Consider the following 18,986-nt stretch of genomic DNA (forward strand, 5'->3'; position numbering starts at 1 on the left):
TTGCAGAAACCTATTCCATCGCCGGCAAACTATTTTCGATCTCGGCGCATAAGATGAAAATCAACATGAAAACAGGATTATACAAGGCGCATCTCGCGCCTCGCCTGCGGCTCAACTCTGGCAGATCGTCCGTGCGTTGAGCAGGCCCCAGCCGAACACCGGATCCTTGCCGGGCTTGCCAAGATCTTCTGCACCCTGGCGCAACAGCGTCTCGACCTCGTCGGCCTTGAGCTCGGGATTGGCGGCCTTGATCATCGCCACCGCCGCCGTGACGAACGGTGCGGCAAAGGATGTGCCGGTCTTCGAGGAGGCGCCCTTGACTGAAGCCGCCGTCCAGACCTGAACGCCCGGTGCGGCGAAGTCGATATGATCACCGGCTCCGGCGCGCCTGTAGGGGTTCTTACGCCGGTCGATCGCCGTCACGGCAATCACGTGCTCATAAGCGCCGGGATAGAGCGGAGCCGCGCGCGGGCCGCCATTACCGGAGGCAGCGACCAGCACGATGTCGCGCTGTGCTGCCGCCTCCACTGTTCGCTCAAGCAGAAGGTTTGCCGGGCCGGTCAGGCTCATGTTGATGACGAGCACGCCCTTGCCGGCCAACAGGTCGATGGCCCGAACGAGATCGTAGACTGCCGAACGGTCGTCACTGCCGTCGCGCCGAAAAGCATCCACCGCCACGAGTTCGCCGCCGGGTACGAGGCCCGGCGTTCGGCTTTCCGCAGAGCCTACAAGGAGTGCCGCCACCGCCGTGCCGTGTTGGCGCGCGGATTCAGGAAGGTCGCCCATTCCCAACCGGATGGTCTCGATCCGCCCGCCGGCGAAAGCGAGATGTTCGTCATTGATCGCCGTGTCGATGAGGCCGATCCGCACTGGGGCCGTGCAGCGTTCCGGCATCGCCGTTGCTTCCGGCCATCCCACGACGTGGCGCGCCAGGCATTGTTCGGCGCCGCAAGGTTCGGCGCGATTCTGGTCGGGACGGTAGAGGTGATTGTAGTCGACCACAGCGTTGGGTGCCGCTGCCGCAACATCGGCACGCGCCGCTTCGAGCGTCGTACCGTTGGGGACGCTGAGCTTGACGATTTCGGCTCCAACGAGCGTGACATCGGCGCGGTCGCTGATCAAATAGCCCGCGGCGGTCAGGTTTGTGATCGAGGCCTGATCGAGGCCGATTGCCACGATCTCCCGCGGCGCCTGGCGCAAAAGCGCTTGCGCGGGCCGGACCACCTTTCGTCGAGGCTCAGCCTTGCGGAAGAGATCGAAGAGATTGCGCCCCTTCCCCGTTCCCGGCGAGCTGGAATCCCTGCGGTCGGTGCTGCTTCCGCCGCCGCCGCCATCGTCATCATCGTCGTCAGCAAGCGCGATCCCGCTGCCGAAAACATCTGCCAGCATCGGCGGCACCGCAGGCACACCAAAGGTCGCACCACTCAACGCCAGCGCAAAAACAACCGCAAGTGAACCCGATGGGCGCTTCGAAATCATGGTTCGTCCTTTCCTGGCGATATGGCGCGCAGACGGCAATTGTTAGCGATCCACATAAGCCTTTCGGCATCCCATATCATTTTGACTACATTTGTGCATTTTGAGCCCAACGGACGACGGCCCGGTTTATTCCGTTGCCTCGCCATTTCCGTGAGGAGAGACGGGATACGACTGCATGAAGGGTGACAATGTTTCGGTCAGCGATCGCTTGATCGCTTTCCTGCCCAATCTGCGCCGGTTCGCCATTTCGCTTTGCCGGTCGCGCGATCTTGCCGATGACCTCGTGCAGGCGGCCTGCGAGCGTGCCTTGGCCAGCCAGGAACGGTTCGAAGCGGGCACCCGCTTCGATGCCTGGATGTTCCGCATCCTGCGCAATCTGTGGATCGACCAGGTGCGCCGCACCAAGACGGCCGGGCCGCGCGAGGACATCGACGATCGCAACGACATCGTCGGCGCGAGCGGTGAACAAGATGCCGAAGCCCGGCTGACGCTGAAAAGCGTGGCTGTGGCAATAGACGAGCTTGTTGACGATCAGCGCGAAGTTTTGCTGCTCGTCTGCATCGAGGACCTGTCCTACAAGGAGGCGGCCGAGGTGCTAGGCATCCCCATTGGCACGGTCATGAGCAGGCTTGCCCGGGCCCGCAAGAATCTTGCAGAGGCAGCAGGAATAAACCCTGCAGCCGACCGTTCACCCGGAAAAGGTGGGAAGACATGAACAGGCGCGAATTCGACGACGAAACCCTGATGGCCTTCGCCGATGGCGAGCTCGACGCTGAAACCACGGCGGCGATCGAGGAGGCCATGGGCACCGACGATGCGCTCGTTGTCCGCGTCGCCACCTTCATGGAAAGCCGCGCCGAGGCGTCTGCTGCGCTGAAGCCGCTGATCGACGAGCCGGTCCCCGAAGTGCTTACCCAGTCGGTGCAGAAGATGATCGACGAGGCGCGCAGGCGCGAAAATGCACCTGATGACGCAAGCCAGCAGCCTGCCGCCGACAACGTCGTGACCTTCCAGCCGAAGGCAGCACCACGCAAGGTCAGCTCAAGCTGGACTCTACCGCTGGCGGCATCGCTTGCGGCCGTTATCGTCGGCGCAAGCGGCTATCTCGCCGGCAAGGCCGGCGCGCCCGTTTCAGGCGGGATGGTTGCCGCGATCAGCGATCCAGTGATGACCAAAGCGCTCGCCACCACGCCCTCAGGCACCGACATCAATGCCGGTGGCACCACGATCAAGTTCGTCTCCAGTTTCCGCGACGAAGCAGGCGCGCTCTGCCGCGAGTTCGAGCTTCATCGCGTATCGGAAACGTCACTGGTTTCGGTCGCTTGCCGGGTCGGGCAAAACTGGGATCTCAGGCTTGCCGTGGCAGCACCGGCTGCCGGGCAGGACTATATCCCGGCCGGGGCCTCGGAAACTGTCGACGCCTATCTGACCACGACCCAGGCCGGGGCTCCGCTCTCGGAGGCGGATGAGAAAAAGGCGCTCGGCCTGCGCTGACTATCGGGGACCTGGTTGCGGGCCGCGCTTGCGCTCGCTGGCATAAAGCGCGACCGCCATGGCGCGGTTGCGTACGCCCAGTTTGTCGTAGAGATTCTTCAGGTGGTACTTGACCGTGTTCTCGGAGATTCCGGTCCGCGTGGCGATCTGCAGATTGGTCCAGCCGTCCGCCAGCACGCCAAGCAGTTCGAGTTCGCGCGTCGTCAGGCGCGACAGCGGCGTCTCGTTGATCTTGGCGACATCGATGTAGGGGATGCAGATGCGTCCGTTCGCGACCGCAAGCAGCGTGTCGAACAGAATGCACGGATCGTCGAACTGGTAGCAGAAACCCTGCACGCCCAGCCGCACACATTGCTTCAAGATGCCGACGTCATGGTCGTTGGAAAAGATCACCATGCGGGCAGTGAGCTGCCGGCGCTGCAGCTCGGTGAGAACCTCGCTGGCATCCATGTCGGACAGCTTCCAGGCGACGATCGCGACGTCAAATGCCGGCTCGGCCGCCGCAACCGCCTTGATGAAGGCATCGCCGCTTTGCACGCCCTCGACGAAGGCAAAACGCTCGTCGCGGCTGATCATGTCGCGCAAAGCCGAAATCACCAGCGGGTTGCGCTCGGCGATCAGGACATTCAGCTTCTTGTGTTGCGCCATCAGCCCGCCATCGACTTCATGTCTTGGCGCATTCCAATCGAATTCGCCAAGACATGCCCGCTCTGCAGCGACAGAAATCAGTCGTAGATTCGGAATCGGCTGACCAAATCGTGCGTTTCTTCACGAACGGCAGACTCGATCTTGGCATTGCCTTCCTCGCCATTGGCCGCAAGTCCGTCGATGACGGCCATCGTCATGCGGCCGACCTGGCGGAACTCTTCGTTGAGGAAACCGCGCGTCGTGCATGCCGGCGTGCCCAGGCGAACACCAGATGTGACCATCGGCCCCTGCGGATCGAACGGGATACCGTTCTTGTTGCAGGTGATGTGGGCGCGGCCGAGGGCTGCTTCCACCGCCTTGCCGGTGAGGTTCTTGCGCCTGAGATCGACAAGCATCAGATGCGTGTCGGTGCCGCCGGAGACGATGTCGACGCCACCCTCCTGCAGCGTTTCGGCCAGCGCCTTGGCGTTGGAGACGACGTTGGCGGCATAAACCTTGAAATCAGGCGTCAGCGCCTCGCCGAAGGCAACCGCCTTTGCGGCGATGACGTGCATCAGCGGACCACCCTGGAGACCCGGGAACACCGCCGAATTGATCTTCTTGCCGATCTCTTCGTCATTGGACAGCACCATGCCGCCGCGGGGACCGCGCAGGGTCTTGTGCGTGGTCGTCGTCACGACATGGGCGTGTTCGAGCGGGTTGGGATGCACGCCACCGGCAACTAGGCCAGCGAAATGCGCCATGTCGACAAACAGCTTGGCACCGACCTCGTCGGCGATCTCGCGAAACGCCTTGAAGTCGATGATGCGCGGATAGGCCGAGCCGCCGGCGAGGATCACCTTGGGCTGGTGCTTCTTGGCGAGGTCGCGGACCTCATCCATGTCGATGCGGTGGGTGTCGGGCTTGACGCCATAGGAGACGACATTGAACCACTTGCCCGACTGGTTGACCGGCGCGCCGTGGGTCAGGTGGCCGCCAGCGGCGAGGTTGAGGCCGAGGAACGTGTCGCCCGGCTTCATCAGCGCCATGAACACCGACTGGTTGGCCTGGCTGCCCGAGTTGGACTGCACGTTGGCGAAGCTGCAGTTGAACATCGCCTTGGCGCGTTCGCGCGCCAGATCCTCGACTTCATCGACATACTGGCAGCCGCCATAGTAGCGGCGGCCGGGATAGCCCTCGGCATACTTGTTGGTCAGCACCGAGCCTTGAGCTTCGAGCACCGCCCTTGAGACGATGTTCTCCGAGGCGATCAGCTCGATCTCGTCGCGCTGGCGCTGAAGCTCGCGTCCCATCGCATCGCTGACAGCGGGGTCTGCCTGGGCGACACCTGTGCGGAAGAAGTTGCGGGCGCTGCCGATGCCGGGTCTTGTCGGTATATTCATGGGCTCCTCCTAGCGGCGCCTGAGACGCCTGAAATCTGGGTCATCCGGTCCAGCCGAGACCGGCGGAAATGCAGTTGATCGAAAGCAGAAGCGCGTTGACGGCCCGCTTCGGGTTGACGGTGGCATCGTCCTGGGCACGAACCTCGCGCAGCAGCTGCACCTGCAGCCGGTGGATCGAGTCCATCTGTGGGCGGATGCGGTCGAAATGGCGCTTGAAGGCCGGGAACCGCTCGGACAGTTTCAGACCGCCATTGACCTCGGAGATCATCCGCCGGGTCAGCGCATATTCAGCTGAAATCTTGGAGTAGATGCGCTCACCAACCTCACGGTCCTGGACCAGCCCGGCATAAAGCTTTCCGATGTCCATGTCGGATTGGTAGAGCCCCTTGTCGACCTCGTCGATGACGAGCCGGAAGAAGCGCGAACGCTCGAACATCTGCTGGAGCAGTTCCAGCCCGGCGTCGCCGCGGACGTTGACGAACGAGTTCAATGCACTGCCGATACCGTACCAATTGGTCAGCAGATGGCGGTTCTGGCTCCAGGCGAACACCCATGGGATGGCGCGCAGATCGGAGATGTCGCGGGCGCCGAAACGGCGGGCTGGACGCGAGCCGATCTTGAGCAGCGCCAGTTCCTCGACCGGGCTCGCCTGGTTGAAGTAATCGATGAAGCCCGGTTCGTTGATCAGGCCCGAATAGGACGCCTGGGACATGCCGGTCAGTGCTTCCAAAGCCTCGCTGAACTCGGGAATGTCCTTGAGCTCGGCTTCGTTTGGCGACTTGACGCTGTGGGCGAAGACGCTCGCGGCGAGGATTTCGAGCTGATAGAGCCCCGTGCCGCGATTGGCGAACTTGGACGACACCACCTCGCCCTGCTCGGTGACGCGCATCGCGCCGCCAATGGTCCCCGCAGGCTGGGCGGCGATCGCCCTACCCGTCGGCGCACCGCCGCGGCTGACCGAACCGCCGCGGCCATGGAAGAAGCTGATCTTGACCTTGCGCTTGATGCCAAGTGCCGTGATGCGCCGCTGCGCCTTGTTGAGCTCCCAGTTGGAGGCGAGGAACCCGCCGTCCTTGTTAGAGTCGGAGTAGCCGAGCATCACTTCCTGGCGGTTGCCGAAATCACGGACCGACCGGCGAACGATCGAGACTGCGAACAGCTGATCGAGGATGTCTGGCGCAGCGCGCAGGTCGGCGATGGTTTCGAACAGCGGGACGACACGCAGCGCGATGGTTCCGCTACCATCCATGGCGGTTGCCAGGCCGGAATATTGTGCAAGCAGGTAGACGGCGAGCAGGTCGTCGCTCGACCGGGTCATCGACAGGATGAAGGCACCGACAGCGCCACCATTCAAACCGGCCGAAGCCTTGCGGATGACGTCGAACAGATCGAGCAGCTCCTGCGCTTCTTCCGACAGCGCCAGCCTGTCGACCTCCAGCTGCTCGCCGGAGTTGAGCGCAGCCCTGATACGCTGCGTCCATTGTGGCGTGTCGGGTGCAGGCGCTGCGGCCGGGTCGGCGAGCTTGAACAGCTCGGCCAGCACACGGTTCACCACCGTCGAATTCTGGCGGATGTCGAGCGAAACAGTGCGGAAGCCGAAGGTCTCCACCTGCTGGCGCAGCGGCCGGACGAAGCGCCTGGCAATCAGCTTGCCGCCAAGTTGGCCAAGCACGTTCTCGAGTTCGCGCAGGTCGGTCTTGAAGCCTTCCGAGCGGGTGTAAGGCTTGGCAGAGGCAGCACCGCGCATAGCTTCCAGCCGGTCGAGCATCGCGCCGGCAAACTGGCGCAGCGGCTCGTCGGGATTGCGCGCGACGATCTCCGAGGCATTGCCGGAGCGGTGCAGCGCATGGCCCAGCGCCTTGATGAAGGTATCGGGAATGTCGACGACATTGGCGCTGATGCTGAGCACGGTGACCAGCTTGCGCACCTGGCCGATGTACCAGCCGACAATCGCCTGGCGGCACTCGTTGAGTGCATAGGCCGTGATCTTGGCCGTGACGTTCGGATTGCCGTCGCGGTCACCACCGATCCATGAGGCGTACCTCATGAAGGACGGCACCTTGATGTCATATTCGGGATAGTGACGGGCCAGCGCCTCCTCGACGCTGTCGTAGAGCTTGGGCGTCGCTTCGAAGATCACTTCGCGGAAGAAATGTAGGCCCCAGGCGATCTCGCGCTCGACAGACGGGCGTTCGAGCCGCAACTCGCCCGACATCCACAGCAGCTCGATCTCGCTCTTGAGGTCGTCGATCAGCTGCTCGCGTTCACGCGGCGCCCAGCGTTGCTGCTCGAGCTCGGTCAGCTTGCGATAGATGCGGCGGTGGATTTCGAGAACAGTGACGCGCTTGGCCTCGGTCGGATGCGCCGTCATCGTCGGCCCGACACAAAGGTCTTCGAGGGTAGTCTGGATCTGCTCGGCCGGGTAGCCGCCGGCTGCTATTTCGCCCATCACATTGGCGAAGGAGCCGATGACCTCGTCGGCACCGCCCATCTGTTCGAGTTCGCGGCGCGAGCGCATCGCCAGAAGTTCATTGGCGATGGCGACAAGCTGGAACCAGATACCGGTGGCCTGCAGCGCGGCAATGCGTTGCCCGCTTTCGAGCGCATCAAGGCTCACACGGCCGGTAAGGACCTCCGCCATATCGGGCTCGCGTTCGCTGACGACCGAAAGCAGCACCCTGAACAGTAGGCTGCGGACGTCTTCGCGAAAGCTGAGTGGTCTGCTCTCCTCCAAGCGACACCCATTCATCTTGAGTTGTTTCCCCGTGCCGTTTCGTTGAGCCGGCTGTCGGGAAAGATGCAGTTTTCCTAACTGACAGCAGACAGTTTTTGTGCCGGCTTGAAAACGCCCCGTACGGGTAGATTTCCCATTCGTTCGGGTGGTGCTGAGACTGGCCGAACGATGATCTCCAAGCCCAAATTGGACTATCGGCCCGGACCGACGATCAGGATGTTGGCGTGGGTTGGTCCAGTGCGTTTTGCAGTGGACGCGATTTAACTCATGTGCAAATATGTTGCATATAAGGCAAGTACGGGAGGCGCATGAAAGTGAGGTCCACTACTCTGATCCGCATCGCCGCAGCACGATCCAAACGAGCTTGAAGAGGAACATGCACATGCAGAAAGTGCTGCCGGAACTTTATGAAGGCCACGCGCCGATCACCCTTCACAACGCCTTCCACGATGCGCTCGAAGCGCTTGAGGAGTGGAAGGAAGGCAATGAAGAGCCTCTCGTAGCCGTCGATGGCTACAACGTCCCCATCAGTCACATCTTTGCGCGGATGAGCGCTTGCACCGACCTCTTGCCGCTGCGCACGCGCGACGTGCTCGAGACCATCATCGACAAGGGTTCGTTCCGCGCTTCGGGCGGCTCGCTATATGCCGATGGCGCCAAGCTGGTGATGCCGATCTGCGTCGAGCGTCTGACGCTATCGCTGCTACGTCCGACTGCCTCGTTGATTGAGCTGCGCAAAGCCTGCGTCGAGGCCTGATCCACAGTTGTCCAAAAAGAGCTTTGCCGTGAGCGTTCCAGCGTTCGCGGCAGAGCATTTTTATGTGTGAATTTCAGCCTGGCCCCGTGAACCAGCGCACCAAAAGAAAAGCCCCGTCCAGTCGAACGGGGCTTTTGTACTTGATGGGATGCTTAGCTTACGTCAGGCCGCCCGGGCGCTTGCCGCCTCGACGCCATACTCCAGGGACGCGTCCACGATGGTGTGCCACAGGCTGTCGGCGAAGCTAGTGAACACCAGCATGTTGTAAACAGGGTGACCGTCGGCGCCATTTGCCTCGCGCCACAAGTTCACCGCCGTATGGTCGACCGAGGTGTTCGCCGCAGCGCCAACCGGAAAGGCCAGGTCGTGCAGATCGAGCGACGAGAACTTGGCGATGGCGTCGCGGCCACGCGGCCCGGAAACCCGGATCAGGCAACGGCCATCCGACTGGTCGGACAAAGATGCCGAACCGGCGAAGACCTGCGCCATGGCTGCAAGCTGCGAAGCCTCGTCGGTACGCGGTGCAATGACCGTGAACTGATCGGGACCCGACCAGATCAGCGTCGCCGCCTTACCAGTGACAGCCTTGGGCGTAGCGGGCGCTTCGATGCCGAACAGCTTCTTGGCTGCCTTGGCGGCCTCCGCTGCCTTGCCGCGCCGAGCCATGACCTGCACCAGCACGATGTCGCGCACTTCGTTGAGCGTCACGCCGACATGTGCTCCAGCTGCGCCGTGGCGGCCGGGAACAAGCGCCTTCTGCAGCGGCGATTGGGTGTTCCAGAGATAATCAACCACGCTGGCGCGCTCCTTCTGGATCGTAGAAGACTGGATTGCAGATTTCGGCTTCATAGTCTTCGTTGCGCAGCGGATCGTGGATGCGCACGATTTCGCCGAAGCGCTCGCGGCCGCGTTCGACCAGTCCAAGACCGATCCACTGCTCCAGCATCGGCGAGTAGCACACCGAAGTGACGTAGCCTTGATCGGTTTCCGGACCGGGGATCGCGCCCTTGGGAAGGACATGGGCACCGGAGCGCAGGCGACGCTTCTGGTCGAGCGGCTTGATGCCGACGACGACCTGGCGATCTGGCGCCGTCAGTGCTTCGCGGCCAGCCATGACGCGACCGATGAAGTCCTTCTTCTTCGACATCATCTTGCCGAGGCCAAGATCGTCGGCGGTCGTCGTGCCGTTGAGCTCGGGACCGGCGACGTGGCCCTTTTCGATGCGCATGACGCCGAGTGCTTCAGTGCCGTAGGGCGTGACGCCCAGATCGCGCCCGGCGATCATCAGGTTCTGCGCCATGGCGGCGCCGTAGCGGGCCGGGACGGAGATTTCGAAGGCGATTTCACCGGAGAACGAGATGCGGAACAGGCGAGCGGTGACACCGCCGCGCAGCTTGACCTCGCGGGCGCCCATGAAGGGGAAGCCTTCGTTGGACATGTCCTCGGACGGATCGACAAGTTCCTGCAGCAGCTTGCGGGTGTTGGGCCCGGCGATCGAGAACTGAGCCCACTGATCCGAAGCCGACGACAGCTGCACGTCGAGTTCGGGCCACAGAACCTGGCGGCAGAACTCGAGATGCGCCATGACAGGGCCGGCCTTGGCGGTCGTCGTGGTCAGGAAGTAGTGGTCTTCGGCAATACGCGAGGTCGTACCGTCGTCCATGACGATGCCGTCTTCGCGCAGCATCAGGCCGTAACGCGCTTTGCCAACGGCAAGCGACGAGAAGGCATTGATGTAGACGCGGTCGAGGAAGGTGCCGGCGTCGGCGCCGCGAACGTCGACTTTGCCGAGGGTGGAGACGTCGCAAAAGCCGACGCCGTTGCGCACGGCAAGCACTTCGCGGGTCACTGACTCCAGCCAGTCCTTTTCGCCCGGCTGCGGATACCACTGCGCACGCTTCCACAGGCCGGTGTCGACGAAGACAGCGCCCCGGGCAGCGGCCCAGTGATGCGACGGCGTCAGGCGCCAAGCGTGGAAGTTCTCGTCACGATGATGACCGGCCAGCGCGCCGATCGCCACTGGCGCATAGGGCGGACGGTAGATCGTCGTGCCTGTCTGCGGGATGGTGCGGCCGGTGGCTTCGGCCATGATGGCGAGGCCGGTGATATTCGACGTCTTGCCCTGGTCGGTCGCCATGCCAAGCGTGGTGTAGCGCTTGAGATGCTCGACGCTCTCGAAACCTTCGCGCTGCGCCAGCGTCACGTCGGACGCGGTAACATCGTGCTGGAAGTCGACGAAAGCCTTGCCCTTGGCCTTGACCTGCCAGAGCGGCGAGATCGCATAGACCTCGTCGCCGGCTTCCGACGCTTCGCCGGCATTGCCTGATGCACCGCATTCGGCGGCAGCGGCCGCGCCCGCAGCATGACCATCGCGCAGGCAGGCGCCGAGCGAGAACTCGCCATTGGCAGCACCGGCGGTCGTCATGCCCTTCGGCGAATCCCCCGGAACAAAGGCGGCGATGTCGTCGCGCCAGACAGGGCGCCCGCGATGGAAGCAGGACAACCCGACATTCGGGTTCCAGCCGCCAGAGACGGCGAGGCAGTCGGCGTCGATTTGCTGCGTGCGGCCATTGTTGTCGGTGACGACAACACCGCGCACGCCGTCGACGCCACCCTTGACGTCGGAGACGCCGCCCGAAAGCACGCGCAGGTCGGAAAGCTCTGCCAGCGCCTGGTATTCCGCCGGCACCTTGCCGCGCGGATCGATGACGGCTGCGATATCACCGCCGGCCTGCTGGATCGCCTCGACCGTGCGCCAGCCGTCGTCATTGTTGGTGAACAGCGCGACCTTGCGGCCCGGCATCGCCGCGAAGCGATGGACATAGGTGCGCACGGCGGACGCCATCATCACGCCCGGACGGTCATTGCCCGGGAAGACGATCGGCCGCTCGATGGCGCCGGCCGTCACGACCGAGCGCTTGGCGACGATGCGCCAGACGCGCTGGCGGACCTGATGCGGACCCGGCACCGGAACGTGGTCGTTGACGCGCTCGAGCGCGGCATAGACGCCGCCGTCATAGACACCGAACAGCGCGGTGCGGACCATGAAGCGGACATTCGGAAGTGCTGTGAGTTCGTCGGTCGTACGACGCACCCACTCCTCGGCAAGCATGCCGTCGATCTCGCCACCGTCGCTGAGCAGGCGGCCACCGAGGCGGCTGTCTTCCTCGACGAGGATGACGCGCGAGCCGGCACGGCCAGCCGCGAGAGCGGCCGAAAGACCAGCCGCACCGCCGCCGATAACGAGCACGTCACAATGCGCCCAGGCCTTGTCGTAGTGATCTGGATCGGGCAGCTCGGCGCTCTTGCCGAGACCCGCTGCACGGCGGATCAGCGGCTCGTAGACCTTCTCCCAGAACTTCGCCGGCCACATGAATGTCTTGTAGTAGAAACCGGCAACGAAGATCGGTGCGGCCAGCTGGTTGATCGACATGAAGTCGCGGCGCAGCGAAGGCCAGCGGTTCTGGCTCTGGGCAACCAAGCCGTCATAGAGTTCCTGCGTGGTGGCGCGGGTGTTCGGCTCCTTGCGGGCACCGCTGCGCATCTCGACCAGCGCGCTCGGCTCTTCGGAGCCTGCGGTGATGATGCCGCGCGGGCGATGATACTTGAAAGAACGCGCGACCAGCTTGACGCCATTGGCGACCAGCGCCGAGGCCAGCGTGTCGCCGGCAAAGCCCGACATGACCTTGCCATCGAACGAAAACTGCAAAGGCTGCTGGCGGTCGATCAGGCCACCACTGCGCAGGCGGTGCGACTGGCTGGCCGAAGCTGCCTGGCTGCGCGCGCTGGTCGGCGTCCCCTCGAGTGCGGCCGTCCTGCCGAGCGGTTCGGATCCGGAATAGCCCGACATCTTTATTCTCCTGCCTGCACCGGCTTGGCCGCGCCAACGCCTGGGGCTGCGGTCACCGACCTGAATTCATGCGTCACCGTGTTGCGCTCGGCGATCAGCCACGAGCGGCAACCGCCGCCGTGGTACCAGTACTCGCGCATGTAGCCGGCGACGTTGTCGCGCAGATAGACGTAGTCGTAGAAGGCGTCCTCGACGCCCTCAGGGCTTTCGCCGCTATCGACTGCGAAGTTGGGCCGCTTGGGCGAAGCGTCGCCGAGATAGGTGAACTCGCCGTTCTCGCGTTCGCCGCAGAAAGGACATGCAATACGCATTCCGCCAGTCTCGCTTTCAGTGCAGGTTGGGTTGGGCGCCCTGGCCCTTTTCATCGATCATCGCGCCGCGGCGGAACCGGTCGAGCCGGAAGCGCGCGGCTTCCGGATGCGGTTCGTCGCGCGCCAAGAGGTGGGCGAAGACGAGGCCCGAAGCCGGCGTCGCCTTAAAGCCGCCGTAGCACCAGCCGGCGTTGAGATAGAGGCCGTCGATCGGCGTCTTGTCGATGATCGGCGTGCCGTCCATCGACATGTCCATGATGCCGCCCCACTGGCGCAGCATGCGGACGCGGCCGATCATCGGCATCACCGCCATGCCACCTTCGCAGACGTCCTCGATCACGGGCATGTTGCCGCGCTGGGCGTAGGAATTGTAGCCGTCGAGGTCGCCGCCGAAGACAAGGCCGCCCTTGTCGGACTGGCTGATGTAGAAGTGGCCGGCACCGAAAGTGATGACGCCAGGGATCAGCGGCTTGATCGCTTCGGAGACGAAGGCCTGCAGCACATGGCTCTCGATCGGCAGCTTCATGCCGGCCATCGCGGCAACGCGCGAAGTGTTGCCGGCGACCGCCATGCCGACCTTGCCGGCGCTGATCTTGCCGCGCGACGTCTCGACGCCGGTGATCTTGCCATTGTGGTCGCGCACGAAGCCGGTGACTTCGCAGTTCTGGATGATGTCGACGCCACGCTGGTCGGCTGCGCGGGCATAACCCCAGACGACCGCGTCATGGCGGGCTGTGCCGCCGCGGCGCTGCATCAGGCCGCCCATGATCGGGAAGCGCGGGCTGTCATAGTTGAGGAACGGCAGCTCCTTGCGGATCTGCACGGCGTCGAGCAATTCGGCGTCGATGCCGTTGATGCGCATGGTGTTGCCGCGGCGGGCGAAAGCATCGCGCTGGGCATCGGAGTGATACAGGTTGATGATGCCGCGCTGGGAAACCATCGCGTTGTAATTGAGATCCTGCTCCATGCGCTCCCACAGCTTCATCGACATTTCGTAGAAGCCGGTATTGCCGGGAAGGCCGTAGTTGGAGCGGATGATGGTGGTGTTTCGGCCGGCATTGCCCGAACCGATCCAGCCCTTCTCAAGCACCGCAACGTTGCGGATGCCATATTCGTTGGCGAGGAAATACGCCGTGGCCAGACCGTGGCCGCCACCGCCGATGATGATCACGTCATAGTGGCTCTTGGGTGCCGGATCGCGCCACGCCCGGGTCCAGCCCTTGTGGCCTGACAGAGCAGCCTTAGCGAGTGAGAAGATCGAATATTTCATCGCATGTGTTCCGGCGAAATGTGAGGTGTGTCCGAGGATTGCGCCCGATCTGGATGACCGGGCGCAATGCCTGTTTGGTGCCTCAGACGTCCAGCGTGTGGTCGCGTTCCCACTGGGTGAAGTGCGACGCGTAGGAGTTCCACTCCTGGTGCTTGAGCTTGATGTAGGCGGCGGAGAACTCCTCGCCCATCGCAGCCTTGAGCTCGCTGTCTTCGTCATAGGCGCGGAGCGCGTCGAGCAGGTTGAGCGGCAGCTTGGCACCGTGGGTGACGGTGTGGCCCTCGCGGTACATGTCGACGTCGCTGCGCGGACCGGGATCGGCCTTGGAGCGAATGCCGCTGAGGCCGGCGGCGATGATGATCGCCTGCATCAGGTACGGGTTGGCCGCGCCGTCGGGCAGACGCAGTTCGAAGCGGCCGGGGCCGGGCACACGCACCATGTGGGTGCGGTTGTTGCCGGTCCAGGTCACCGTGTTCGGCGCCCAGGTAGCACCCGAGACGGTGCGCGGTGCGTTGATGCGCTTGTAAGAATTGACGGTCGGGTTGCAGATCGCGGCAAGCGCCGAGGCGTGCTTCATGATGCCGCCGAGGAAGTAGCGGCCCTTTTCCGACAGGCCCAGTTCCATGTTCTTGTCGGCGAACGCATTGGACTTGCCGGCAAGGTCCCACACCGAGATGTGGGCGTGGCAGCCCGAGCCGGTCAGACCCTGGAACGGCTTCGGCATGAAGGTTGCGCGCAGGCCGTGCTTTTCGGCGATCGAGCGAACCATGAACTTGAAGAAGGAGTGCTTGTCGGCGGTCTGGAGAACGTCGTCATACTCCCAGTTCATCTCGAACTGGCCGTTCGCGTCCTCATGGTCGTTCTGGTAGGGCTTCCAGCCAAGGTCGAGCATGGCATCGCAGATTTCGGCGATGACGTCGAAGCGGCGCATCACCGCCTGCTGATCGTAGCAGGATTTTGCAGCCGTATCGTACTCGTCGGCGATCTGGTTGCCATCCGGCGTCGTCAGGAAGAATTCCGGCTCGACACCGGTCTTGACGCGCATGCCTTCCTTGGCGGCTTCGGCGACAAGGCGCTTCAGCGTGTTGCGTGGTGCCTGGGCAACACCCTTGCCTTCCATCAGGCAGTCCGATGCGAGCCAGGCAACTTCCGGCCGCCAGGGCAGCTGGATGACCGAGAGCGGATCCGGCACGGCAAGCATGTCGGGGTGCGCCGGCGTGAGGTCCAGCCAAGTCGCGAAGCCGGCAAAGCCGGCTCCGTCCTTCTGCATGTCCGAAATGGCCTGGGCGGGTACCAGCTTGGCGCGCTGGCCGCCGAACAGGTCCGTATACGAGACCATGAAGTATCTGATGTTGCGAGCCCTTGCGAACTCTTTGAGATCGGTCACCTCTGACTGATCGATTTTGGCTTCGAAGGCCGTACCCATGAATTGCTCCTCCCAATCTTTGTGGTTTTAAAAGGGACCCTTACCAGGTACCCAGCTTGTCCCCGCAAGCGGCACGCCAGCCATGGCGGCAGCTTCGATCGAAAGAGCACAGAGATCCTCAGGCTCGAGATTGTGCAGGTGATTTTTGCCGCAGGCACGGGCGATCGTCTGTGCCTCAAGCGTCATGACCTTCAGATAATTCGCCAGACGGCGACCAGCCGCGATCGGATCGACGCGCTTCATCAGCTCGACGTCCTGCGTGGTGATGCCGGCCGGGTCCTTGCCCTCGTGCCAATCGTCGTAGGCACCGGCAGTGGTGCCAAGCTTCTGGTATTCTTCCTCCCAACGCGGGTCGTTGTCGCCGAGTGCGATAAGTGCCGCGGTACCGACAGATACTGCATCGGCCCCGAGCGCCAGCGCTTTGGCCACATCGGCACCATTGCGTATGCCACCGGAAACGATGAGCTGAACCTTGCGGTGCATGCCGAGATCCTGCAGCGCCTTCACTGCCGGACGGATGCAAGCAAGCGTCGGCTGGCCGACATGCTCGATGAACACTTCTTGGGTCGCAGCCGTGCCGCCCTGCATGCCGTCGAGCACGACGACGTCGGCACCGGCCTTCACTGCAAGCGCGGTGTCATAGTAGGGGCGCGCGCCACCAACCTTGACGTAGATCGGCTTTTCCCAGTCGGTGATCTCGCGGATTTCGAGGATCTTGATCTCGAGATCGTCCGGACCGGTCCAGTCGGGGTGACGGCAGGCCGAGCGCTGGTCGATGCCCTTGGGCAGCGTGCGCATCTCGGCGACGCGGTCAGAAATCTTCTGGCCCAGAAGCATGCCGCCGCCGCCTGGCTTTGCGCCCTGGCCGACAACGATTTCGATGGCGTCGGCGCGACGCAGGTCACGCGGGTTCATGCCGTAGCGCGACGGCAGGTATTGGTAGACGAGTTGCTTGGAGTGGCCGCGCTCTTCCTCGGTCATGCCGCCGTCGCCGGTGGTGGTTGAGGTGCCGGAGAGCGTTGCGCCGCGGCCAAGCGCTTCCTTGGCCGGGCCCGACAGCGAGCCGAAGCTCATGCCGGCGACGGTGATCGGGATCTTCAGCTCGATCGGCTTCTTGGCGAAACGTGTACCCAGGACGACAGACGTGTCGCACTTTTCACGGTAGCCTTCGAGCGGATAGCGCGAGATCGAAGCGCCGAGGAACAGCAGGTCGTCGAAATGCGGGACCTTGCGCTTGGCGCCAGAGCCGCGGATGTCGTAGATGCCCGTCGCTGCGGCGCGACGGATTTCAGACATCGCGTATTCATCGAACGTGGCCGACTTGCGTGGCGTCGTCGGAGGATTGTGATAGCTCATAATGTTCCTCAGTAAGCGTCGGCGTTGTCGATGTTGAAGTTGTAGAGCGTGCGCGCAGAACCGTAGCGCGAGAACTCTTCCGGCTTGACGTCGGTGATGCCGGCGCGATCAAGCAGGTCCTTCAGGATGGCGATGTGCTCGGGGCGCATTTCCTTCTTGATGCAGTCGGCACCGAGGCTCTTCACCGAGCCGCGCACGAACAGGCGGGCTTCGTAGATCGAGTCGCCCAGCGCATCGCCGGCATCGCCGAGGACAACGAGGTTGCCCGACTGGGCCATGAAGGCCGACATGTGGCCGATATTGCCACGGACAACGATGTTGATGCCCTTCATCGAGATGCCGCAGCGCGACGAGGCGTTGCCTTCGATAACAAGCAGGCCGCCGCGGCCGGTGGCGCCGGCGTATTGGCTGGCGTCGCCCTTCACGATGATCGTGCCCGACATCATGTTTTCACCAACGCCGGGGCCGGCCGAACCGTGCACGGTGATCGTGCTGTTCTGGTTCATGCCGCCGCAATAGTAGCCAACGGAGCCCTGCACATCGATCGAGATCGCGTGCTCGGCGCCGACAGCAACGGCGTGGCTGCCCTTGGGGTTGAGAACCTCCCAGTTCGATTCACCGGCGGCATCCTTCACATTGTGAAGAGCCTGGTTGAACTCGCGCAAAGTGATCTTGGACAGATCGAAGGTCTTCGGCGTGTAGTTGGCCTGGTGCAGAGGCGCGGTCGCAAGATTTGTTGAATGCATAATCTCAGTGCTCCCAGAAATAGACGGTGGACGGCTCAGGCTCCCAGACCTTGGCGTCTTCGATGCCTGGCAGATTGGCGAGGGCGCGATACTCGGAGCCGAAGGCGACGTACTGGTCGGTCTCGGCCATGACGGCGGGCTTGCAGGAGATCGGGTCGCGGACGACGCCGAAGCCGTTCTTGGTGCCGACGACGAAGGTGAAGAAGCCGTCGAGGTCGTTCAGGCTGCTTTCCAGCGCCTCACCGAGGTTCTGGCCATGCGCGATCTTCGAGGACAGATACGCTGCGGCAACTTCGGTGTCGTTTTCGGTCTCGAAGCGCATGCCGTCGCGGATCAGTTCGCGGCGCAGGTTGTTGTGGTTCGACAGCGAACCGTTGTGCACCAGGCACTGGTCGGGGCCGGTCGAGAAGGGATGCGCGCCGAGCGTGGTGACGGCGGATTCGGTGGCCATGCGGGTGTGGCCGATGCCGTGGCTGCCGCTCATCTTGGTGACGTCGAAGCGCTTCACGACTTCGACCGGCAGGCCGACTTCCTTGTAGATTTCGATGGCTTCGCCGGCGCCCATGACACGGACGTTGGGGCGCAGTTCGGAAAGTGCCGCGCGAGCTTCAGCGACCTTTTCGGTCGGCACGTCGAGCACAGCGTGGGTCGACTTTACAGTCGACGAAACCTTGGCACCGATCTTCTTTCCGAGCTCGGCGTCGAGACCCTTGAAGTCCACGTCCGGATTGGCCGACTGGATGGTGACCTTGGCATGACCCTTGGTGCCGCCGCCGTAGATGGCGATGCCCGCGCTATCGGGGCCACGATCGGTCATGGTTACGAGCATTTCGGACAGCAATGCGCCCAATTGGGGCTCCAGCGACTTGTCCTTCAAAAAGAGTCCTACAATTCCGCACATCCCGGTTTCCTCACCTGATTGGCTGCCTGTGACAAAAGCTAGCAGGTTCCGCACACCAATTCAACTGTGATGAATTTTTTATTCCTGTAGAAAAACAAAGCGGCTAACAAACGGCATTGCAGCCACGCTGGCTCACCCAGGTGCGGAACTCCGCTTCAACCAAGGTCCAGGTCGCCGCCCTGTCGTGCGCGCTGGCCGCAATCACGCTGTTCAGCGCCGCCTATCTCGCAGAAGCGATTCGCGGTGCCTCCAGGCTGTTCCCGAAGGCCAGGAACAGGCACCCGAAGTGCCCGGCCTGACCTGCTCTGGCAGACATCGCTCTTCGTCGTCGTGCCGCAGGCGCTGCGCCATGCCATCCCGGCAATCGCCAACTTGTTCATCGGCCAGTTCAAGGACACTTCGCTTGTCGGCATCGTCGGTCTCACCGACCTGCTGCTTGCTACCAAGCAAGCGCCGGGCGAACCACTATGGCGCAGCATCGCGCTCGAGGGCGACATCTTCGTCGCCCTGATCTATGTCGCGTTCTGTTTCTTCATTTCGCGCTGCAGTCGGTCTCTGGAACGAAGGCTGCAGCATGATCAAAGCTAGGGACGTCGAACGCCATCTCGAAGCTTGGCGCGCCCTTTCGCTTG

At 63.1% G+C, this 18,986-nt stretch carries 18 protein-coding genes; 6 read left to right on the plus strand and 12 right to left on the minus strand.

The features are described 5' to 3' along the window. Positions 1–111 precede the first annotated feature (111 nt). Positions 112–1,224 (minus strand): S8 family serine peptidase, encoded by a 1,113-nt coding sequence (locus ACSQ3E_RS25120; RefSeq protein WP_436124738.1) that lies wholly within the window; start codon positions 1,222–1,224, stop codon positions 112–114. Between ACSQ3E_RS25120 and ACSQ3E_RS25125 the strand changes: the two genes are divergently transcribed. From ACSQ3E_RS25125 to ACSQ3E_RS25135, 3 genes are all read left to right on the plus strand, one after another. Next, complete coding sequence (locus ACSQ3E_RS25125; protein WP_436124739.1) at positions 1,207–1,455, plus strand: hypothetical protein; 249 nt, start codon at positions 1,207–1,209, stop codon at positions 1,453–1,455. The genes ACSQ3E_RS25120 and ACSQ3E_RS25125 overlap by 18 nt on opposite strands. 199 nt (positions 1,456–1,654) lie before the next feature. Beyond that, a complete protein-coding gene (locus tag ACSQ3E_RS25130) occupies positions 1,655–2,194 on the plus strand; it encodes an RNA polymerase sigma factor (RefSeq protein ID WP_436124740.1) in 540 nt (179 codons plus the stop codon). Then, a complete protein-coding gene (locus tag ACSQ3E_RS25135; protein ID WP_436124741.1) occupies positions 2,191–2,973 on the plus strand; it encodes an anti-sigma factor family protein in 783 nt (260 codons plus the stop codon). Before ACSQ3E_RS25130 ends, ACSQ3E_RS25135 begins: the two co-directional genes overlap by 4 nt. Here the strand turns inward: ACSQ3E_RS25135 and ACSQ3E_RS25140 are convergent, their stop codons facing one another. The 3 genes from ACSQ3E_RS25140 to ACSQ3E_RS25150 all read right to left on the minus strand — a co-directional run bounded on the left by ACSQ3E_RS25140 (position 2,974) and on the right by ACSQ3E_RS25150 (position 7,737). After that, positions 2,974–3,621, minus strand: coding sequence for a LuxR C-terminal-related transcriptional regulator (locus ACSQ3E_RS25140; protein WP_436124742.1), 648 nt, complete (start codon positions 3,619–3,621; stop codon positions 2,974–2,976). A 77-nt stretch (positions 3,622–3,698) separates the two neighbouring features. Then, positions 3,699–5,003, minus strand: a complete 1,305-nt coding sequence (glyA, locus tag ACSQ3E_RS25145; protein ID WP_436124743.1) for a serine hydroxymethyltransferase — start codon at positions 5,001–5,003, stop codon at positions 3,699–3,701. A 40-nt stretch (positions 5,004–5,043) separates the two neighbouring features. Beyond that, positions 5,044–7,737, minus strand: coding sequence for a phosphoenolpyruvate carboxylase (locus ACSQ3E_RS25150; protein ID WP_436124744.1), 2,694 nt, complete (start codon positions 7,735–7,737; stop codon positions 5,044–5,046). A 382-nt stretch (positions 7,738–8,119) separates the two neighbouring features. Here ACSQ3E_RS25150 and ACSQ3E_RS25155 point away from each other — a divergent pair, with 382 nt between their 5' ends. Next, the gene (locus tag ACSQ3E_RS25155) at positions 8,120–8,494 is read left to right on the plus strand and encodes a hypothetical protein (protein WP_436124745.1); all 375 of its coding nucleotides are present in this window, start codon (positions 8,120–8,122) and stop codon (positions 8,492–8,494) included. Positions 8,495–8,656: 162 nt separating this feature from the next. Here ACSQ3E_RS25155 and ACSQ3E_RS25160 read toward each other — a convergent pair whose 3' ends face one another. From ACSQ3E_RS25160 to ACSQ3E_RS25195, 8 genes are all read right to left on the minus strand, one after another. Next, a complete protein-coding gene (locus ACSQ3E_RS25160; RefSeq protein ID WP_436124746.1) occupies positions 8,657–9,289 on the minus strand; it encodes a sarcosine oxidase subunit gamma in 633 nt (210 codons plus the stop codon). Then, positions 9,282–12,344 carry a sarcosine oxidase subunit alpha family protein gene (locus ACSQ3E_RS25165; RefSeq protein ID WP_436124747.1) on the minus strand — a complete coding sequence of 1,021 codons (3,063 nt, stop codon included), beginning with the start codon at positions 12,342–12,344 and terminating at the stop codon, positions 9,282–9,284. The genes ACSQ3E_RS25160 and ACSQ3E_RS25165 overlap by 8 nt, the downstream gene beginning before the upstream one ends. A 2-nt stretch (positions 12,345–12,346) precedes the next feature. Further along, positions 12,347–12,655 carry a sarcosine oxidase subunit delta gene (locus ACSQ3E_RS25170; RefSeq protein ID WP_067967931.1) on the minus strand — a complete coding sequence of 103 codons (309 nt, stop codon included), beginning with the start codon at positions 12,653–12,655 and terminating at the stop codon, positions 12,347–12,349. 16 nt (positions 12,656–12,671) lie between these two features. Then, a complete protein-coding gene (locus ACSQ3E_RS25175) occupies positions 12,672–13,925 on the minus strand; it encodes a sarcosine oxidase subunit beta family protein (RefSeq protein WP_192320275.1) in 1,254 nt (417 codons plus the stop codon). 82 nt (positions 13,926–14,007) lie between these two features. Continuing rightward, entirely contained in the window at positions 14,008–15,351 is a 1,344-nt protein-coding gene (gene glnT, locus ACSQ3E_RS25180) for a type III glutamate--ammonia ligase (RefSeq protein WP_115734727.1), read from the minus strand. A gap of 27 nt (positions 15,352–15,378) precedes the next feature. Beyond that, positions 15,379–16,707, minus strand: a complete 1,329-nt coding sequence (locus ACSQ3E_RS25185; protein WP_115734726.1) for an FMN-binding glutamate synthase family protein — start codon at positions 16,705–16,707, stop codon at positions 15,379–15,381. Between the two features lie 8 nt (positions 16,708–16,715). Continuing rightward, positions 16,716–17,453, minus strand: coding sequence for a GXGXG domain-containing protein (locus ACSQ3E_RS25190; protein WP_115734725.1), 738 nt, complete (start codon positions 17,451–17,453; stop codon positions 16,716–16,718). Positions 17,454–17,457: 4 nt separating this feature from the next. Then, the gene (locus tag ACSQ3E_RS25195; RefSeq protein WP_436124748.1) at positions 17,458–18,354 is read right to left on the minus strand and encodes a class II glutamine amidotransferase; all 897 of its coding nucleotides are present in this window, start codon (positions 18,352–18,354) and stop codon (positions 17,458–17,460) included. Between the two features lie 116 nt (positions 18,355–18,470). Between ACSQ3E_RS25195 and ACSQ3E_RS25200 the strand changes: the two genes are divergently transcribed. Then, positions 18,471–18,653 (plus strand): hypothetical protein, encoded by a 183-nt coding sequence (locus ACSQ3E_RS25200; RefSeq protein WP_436124749.1) that lies wholly within the window; start codon positions 18,471–18,473, stop codon positions 18,651–18,653. A 31-nt stretch (positions 18,654–18,684) separates the two neighbouring features. Beyond that, positions 18,685–18,942 (plus strand): hypothetical protein, encoded by a 258-nt coding sequence (locus ACSQ3E_RS25205; RefSeq protein WP_436124750.1) that lies wholly within the window; start codon positions 18,685–18,687, stop codon positions 18,940–18,942. Positions 18,943–18,986 lie beyond the last annotated feature (44 nt).

Origin of the sequence: Aminobacter sp. LjRoot7 (assembly GCF_964252895.1) — a bacterium.
Classification (GTDB): domain Bacteria; phylum Pseudomonadota; class Alphaproteobacteria; order Rhizobiales; family Rhizobiaceae; genus Aminobacter; species Aminobacter aminovorans_B.

What these genes read in the sequence shown, in the direction of transcription:
- glnT (WP_115734727.1), bottom strand. Translation starts at nt 15,351, where the DNA reads ATGGGTACGGCCTTCGAAGCCAAAATCGATCAGTCAGAGGTGACCGAT.
- ACSQ3E_RS25190 (WP_115734725.1), bottom strand. Translation starts at nt 17,453, where the DNA reads ATGCATTCAACAAATCTTGCGACCGCGCCTCTGCACCAGGCCAACTAC.
- ACSQ3E_RS25185 (WP_115734726.1), bottom strand. Translation starts at nt 16,707, where the DNA reads ATGAGCTATCACAATCCTCCGACGACGCCACGCAAGTCGGCCACGTTC.
- ACSQ3E_RS25165 (WP_436124747.1), bottom strand. Translation starts at nt 12,344, where the DNA reads ATGTCGGGCTATTCCGGATCCGAACCGCTCGGCAGGACGGCCGCACTC.
- ACSQ3E_RS25135 (WP_436124741.1), top strand. Translation starts at nt 2,191, where the DNA reads ATGAACAGGCGCGAATTCGACGACGAAACCCTGATGGCCTTCGCCGAT.
- ACSQ3E_RS25140 (WP_436124742.1), bottom strand. Translation starts at nt 3,621, where the DNA reads ATGGCGCAACACAAGAAGCTGAATGTCCTGATCGCCGAGCGCAACCCG.
- ACSQ3E_RS25130 (WP_436124740.1), top strand. Translation starts at nt 1,655, where the DNA reads ATGAAGGGTGACAATGTTTCGGTCAGCGATCGCTTGATCGCTTTCCTG.
- ACSQ3E_RS25170 (WP_067967931.1), bottom strand. Translation starts at nt 12,655, where the DNA reads ATGCGTATTGCATGTCCTTTCTGCGGCGAACGCGAGAACGGCGAGTTC.
- ACSQ3E_RS25175 (WP_192320275.1), bottom strand. Translation starts at nt 13,925, where the DNA reads ATGAAATATTCGATCTTCTCACTCGCTAAGGCTGCTCTGTCAGGCCAC.
- ACSQ3E_RS25195 (WP_436124748.1), bottom strand. Translation starts at nt 18,354, where the DNA reads ATGTGCGGAATTGTAGGACTCTTTTTGAAGGACAAGTCGCTGGAGCCC.
- glyA (WP_436124743.1), bottom strand. Translation starts at nt 5,003, where the DNA reads ATGAATATACCGACAAGACCCGGCATCGGCAGCGCCCGCAACTTCTTC.
- ACSQ3E_RS25155 (WP_436124745.1), top strand. Translation starts at nt 8,120, where the DNA reads ATGCAGAAAGTGCTGCCGGAACTTTATGAAGGCCACGCGCCGATCACC.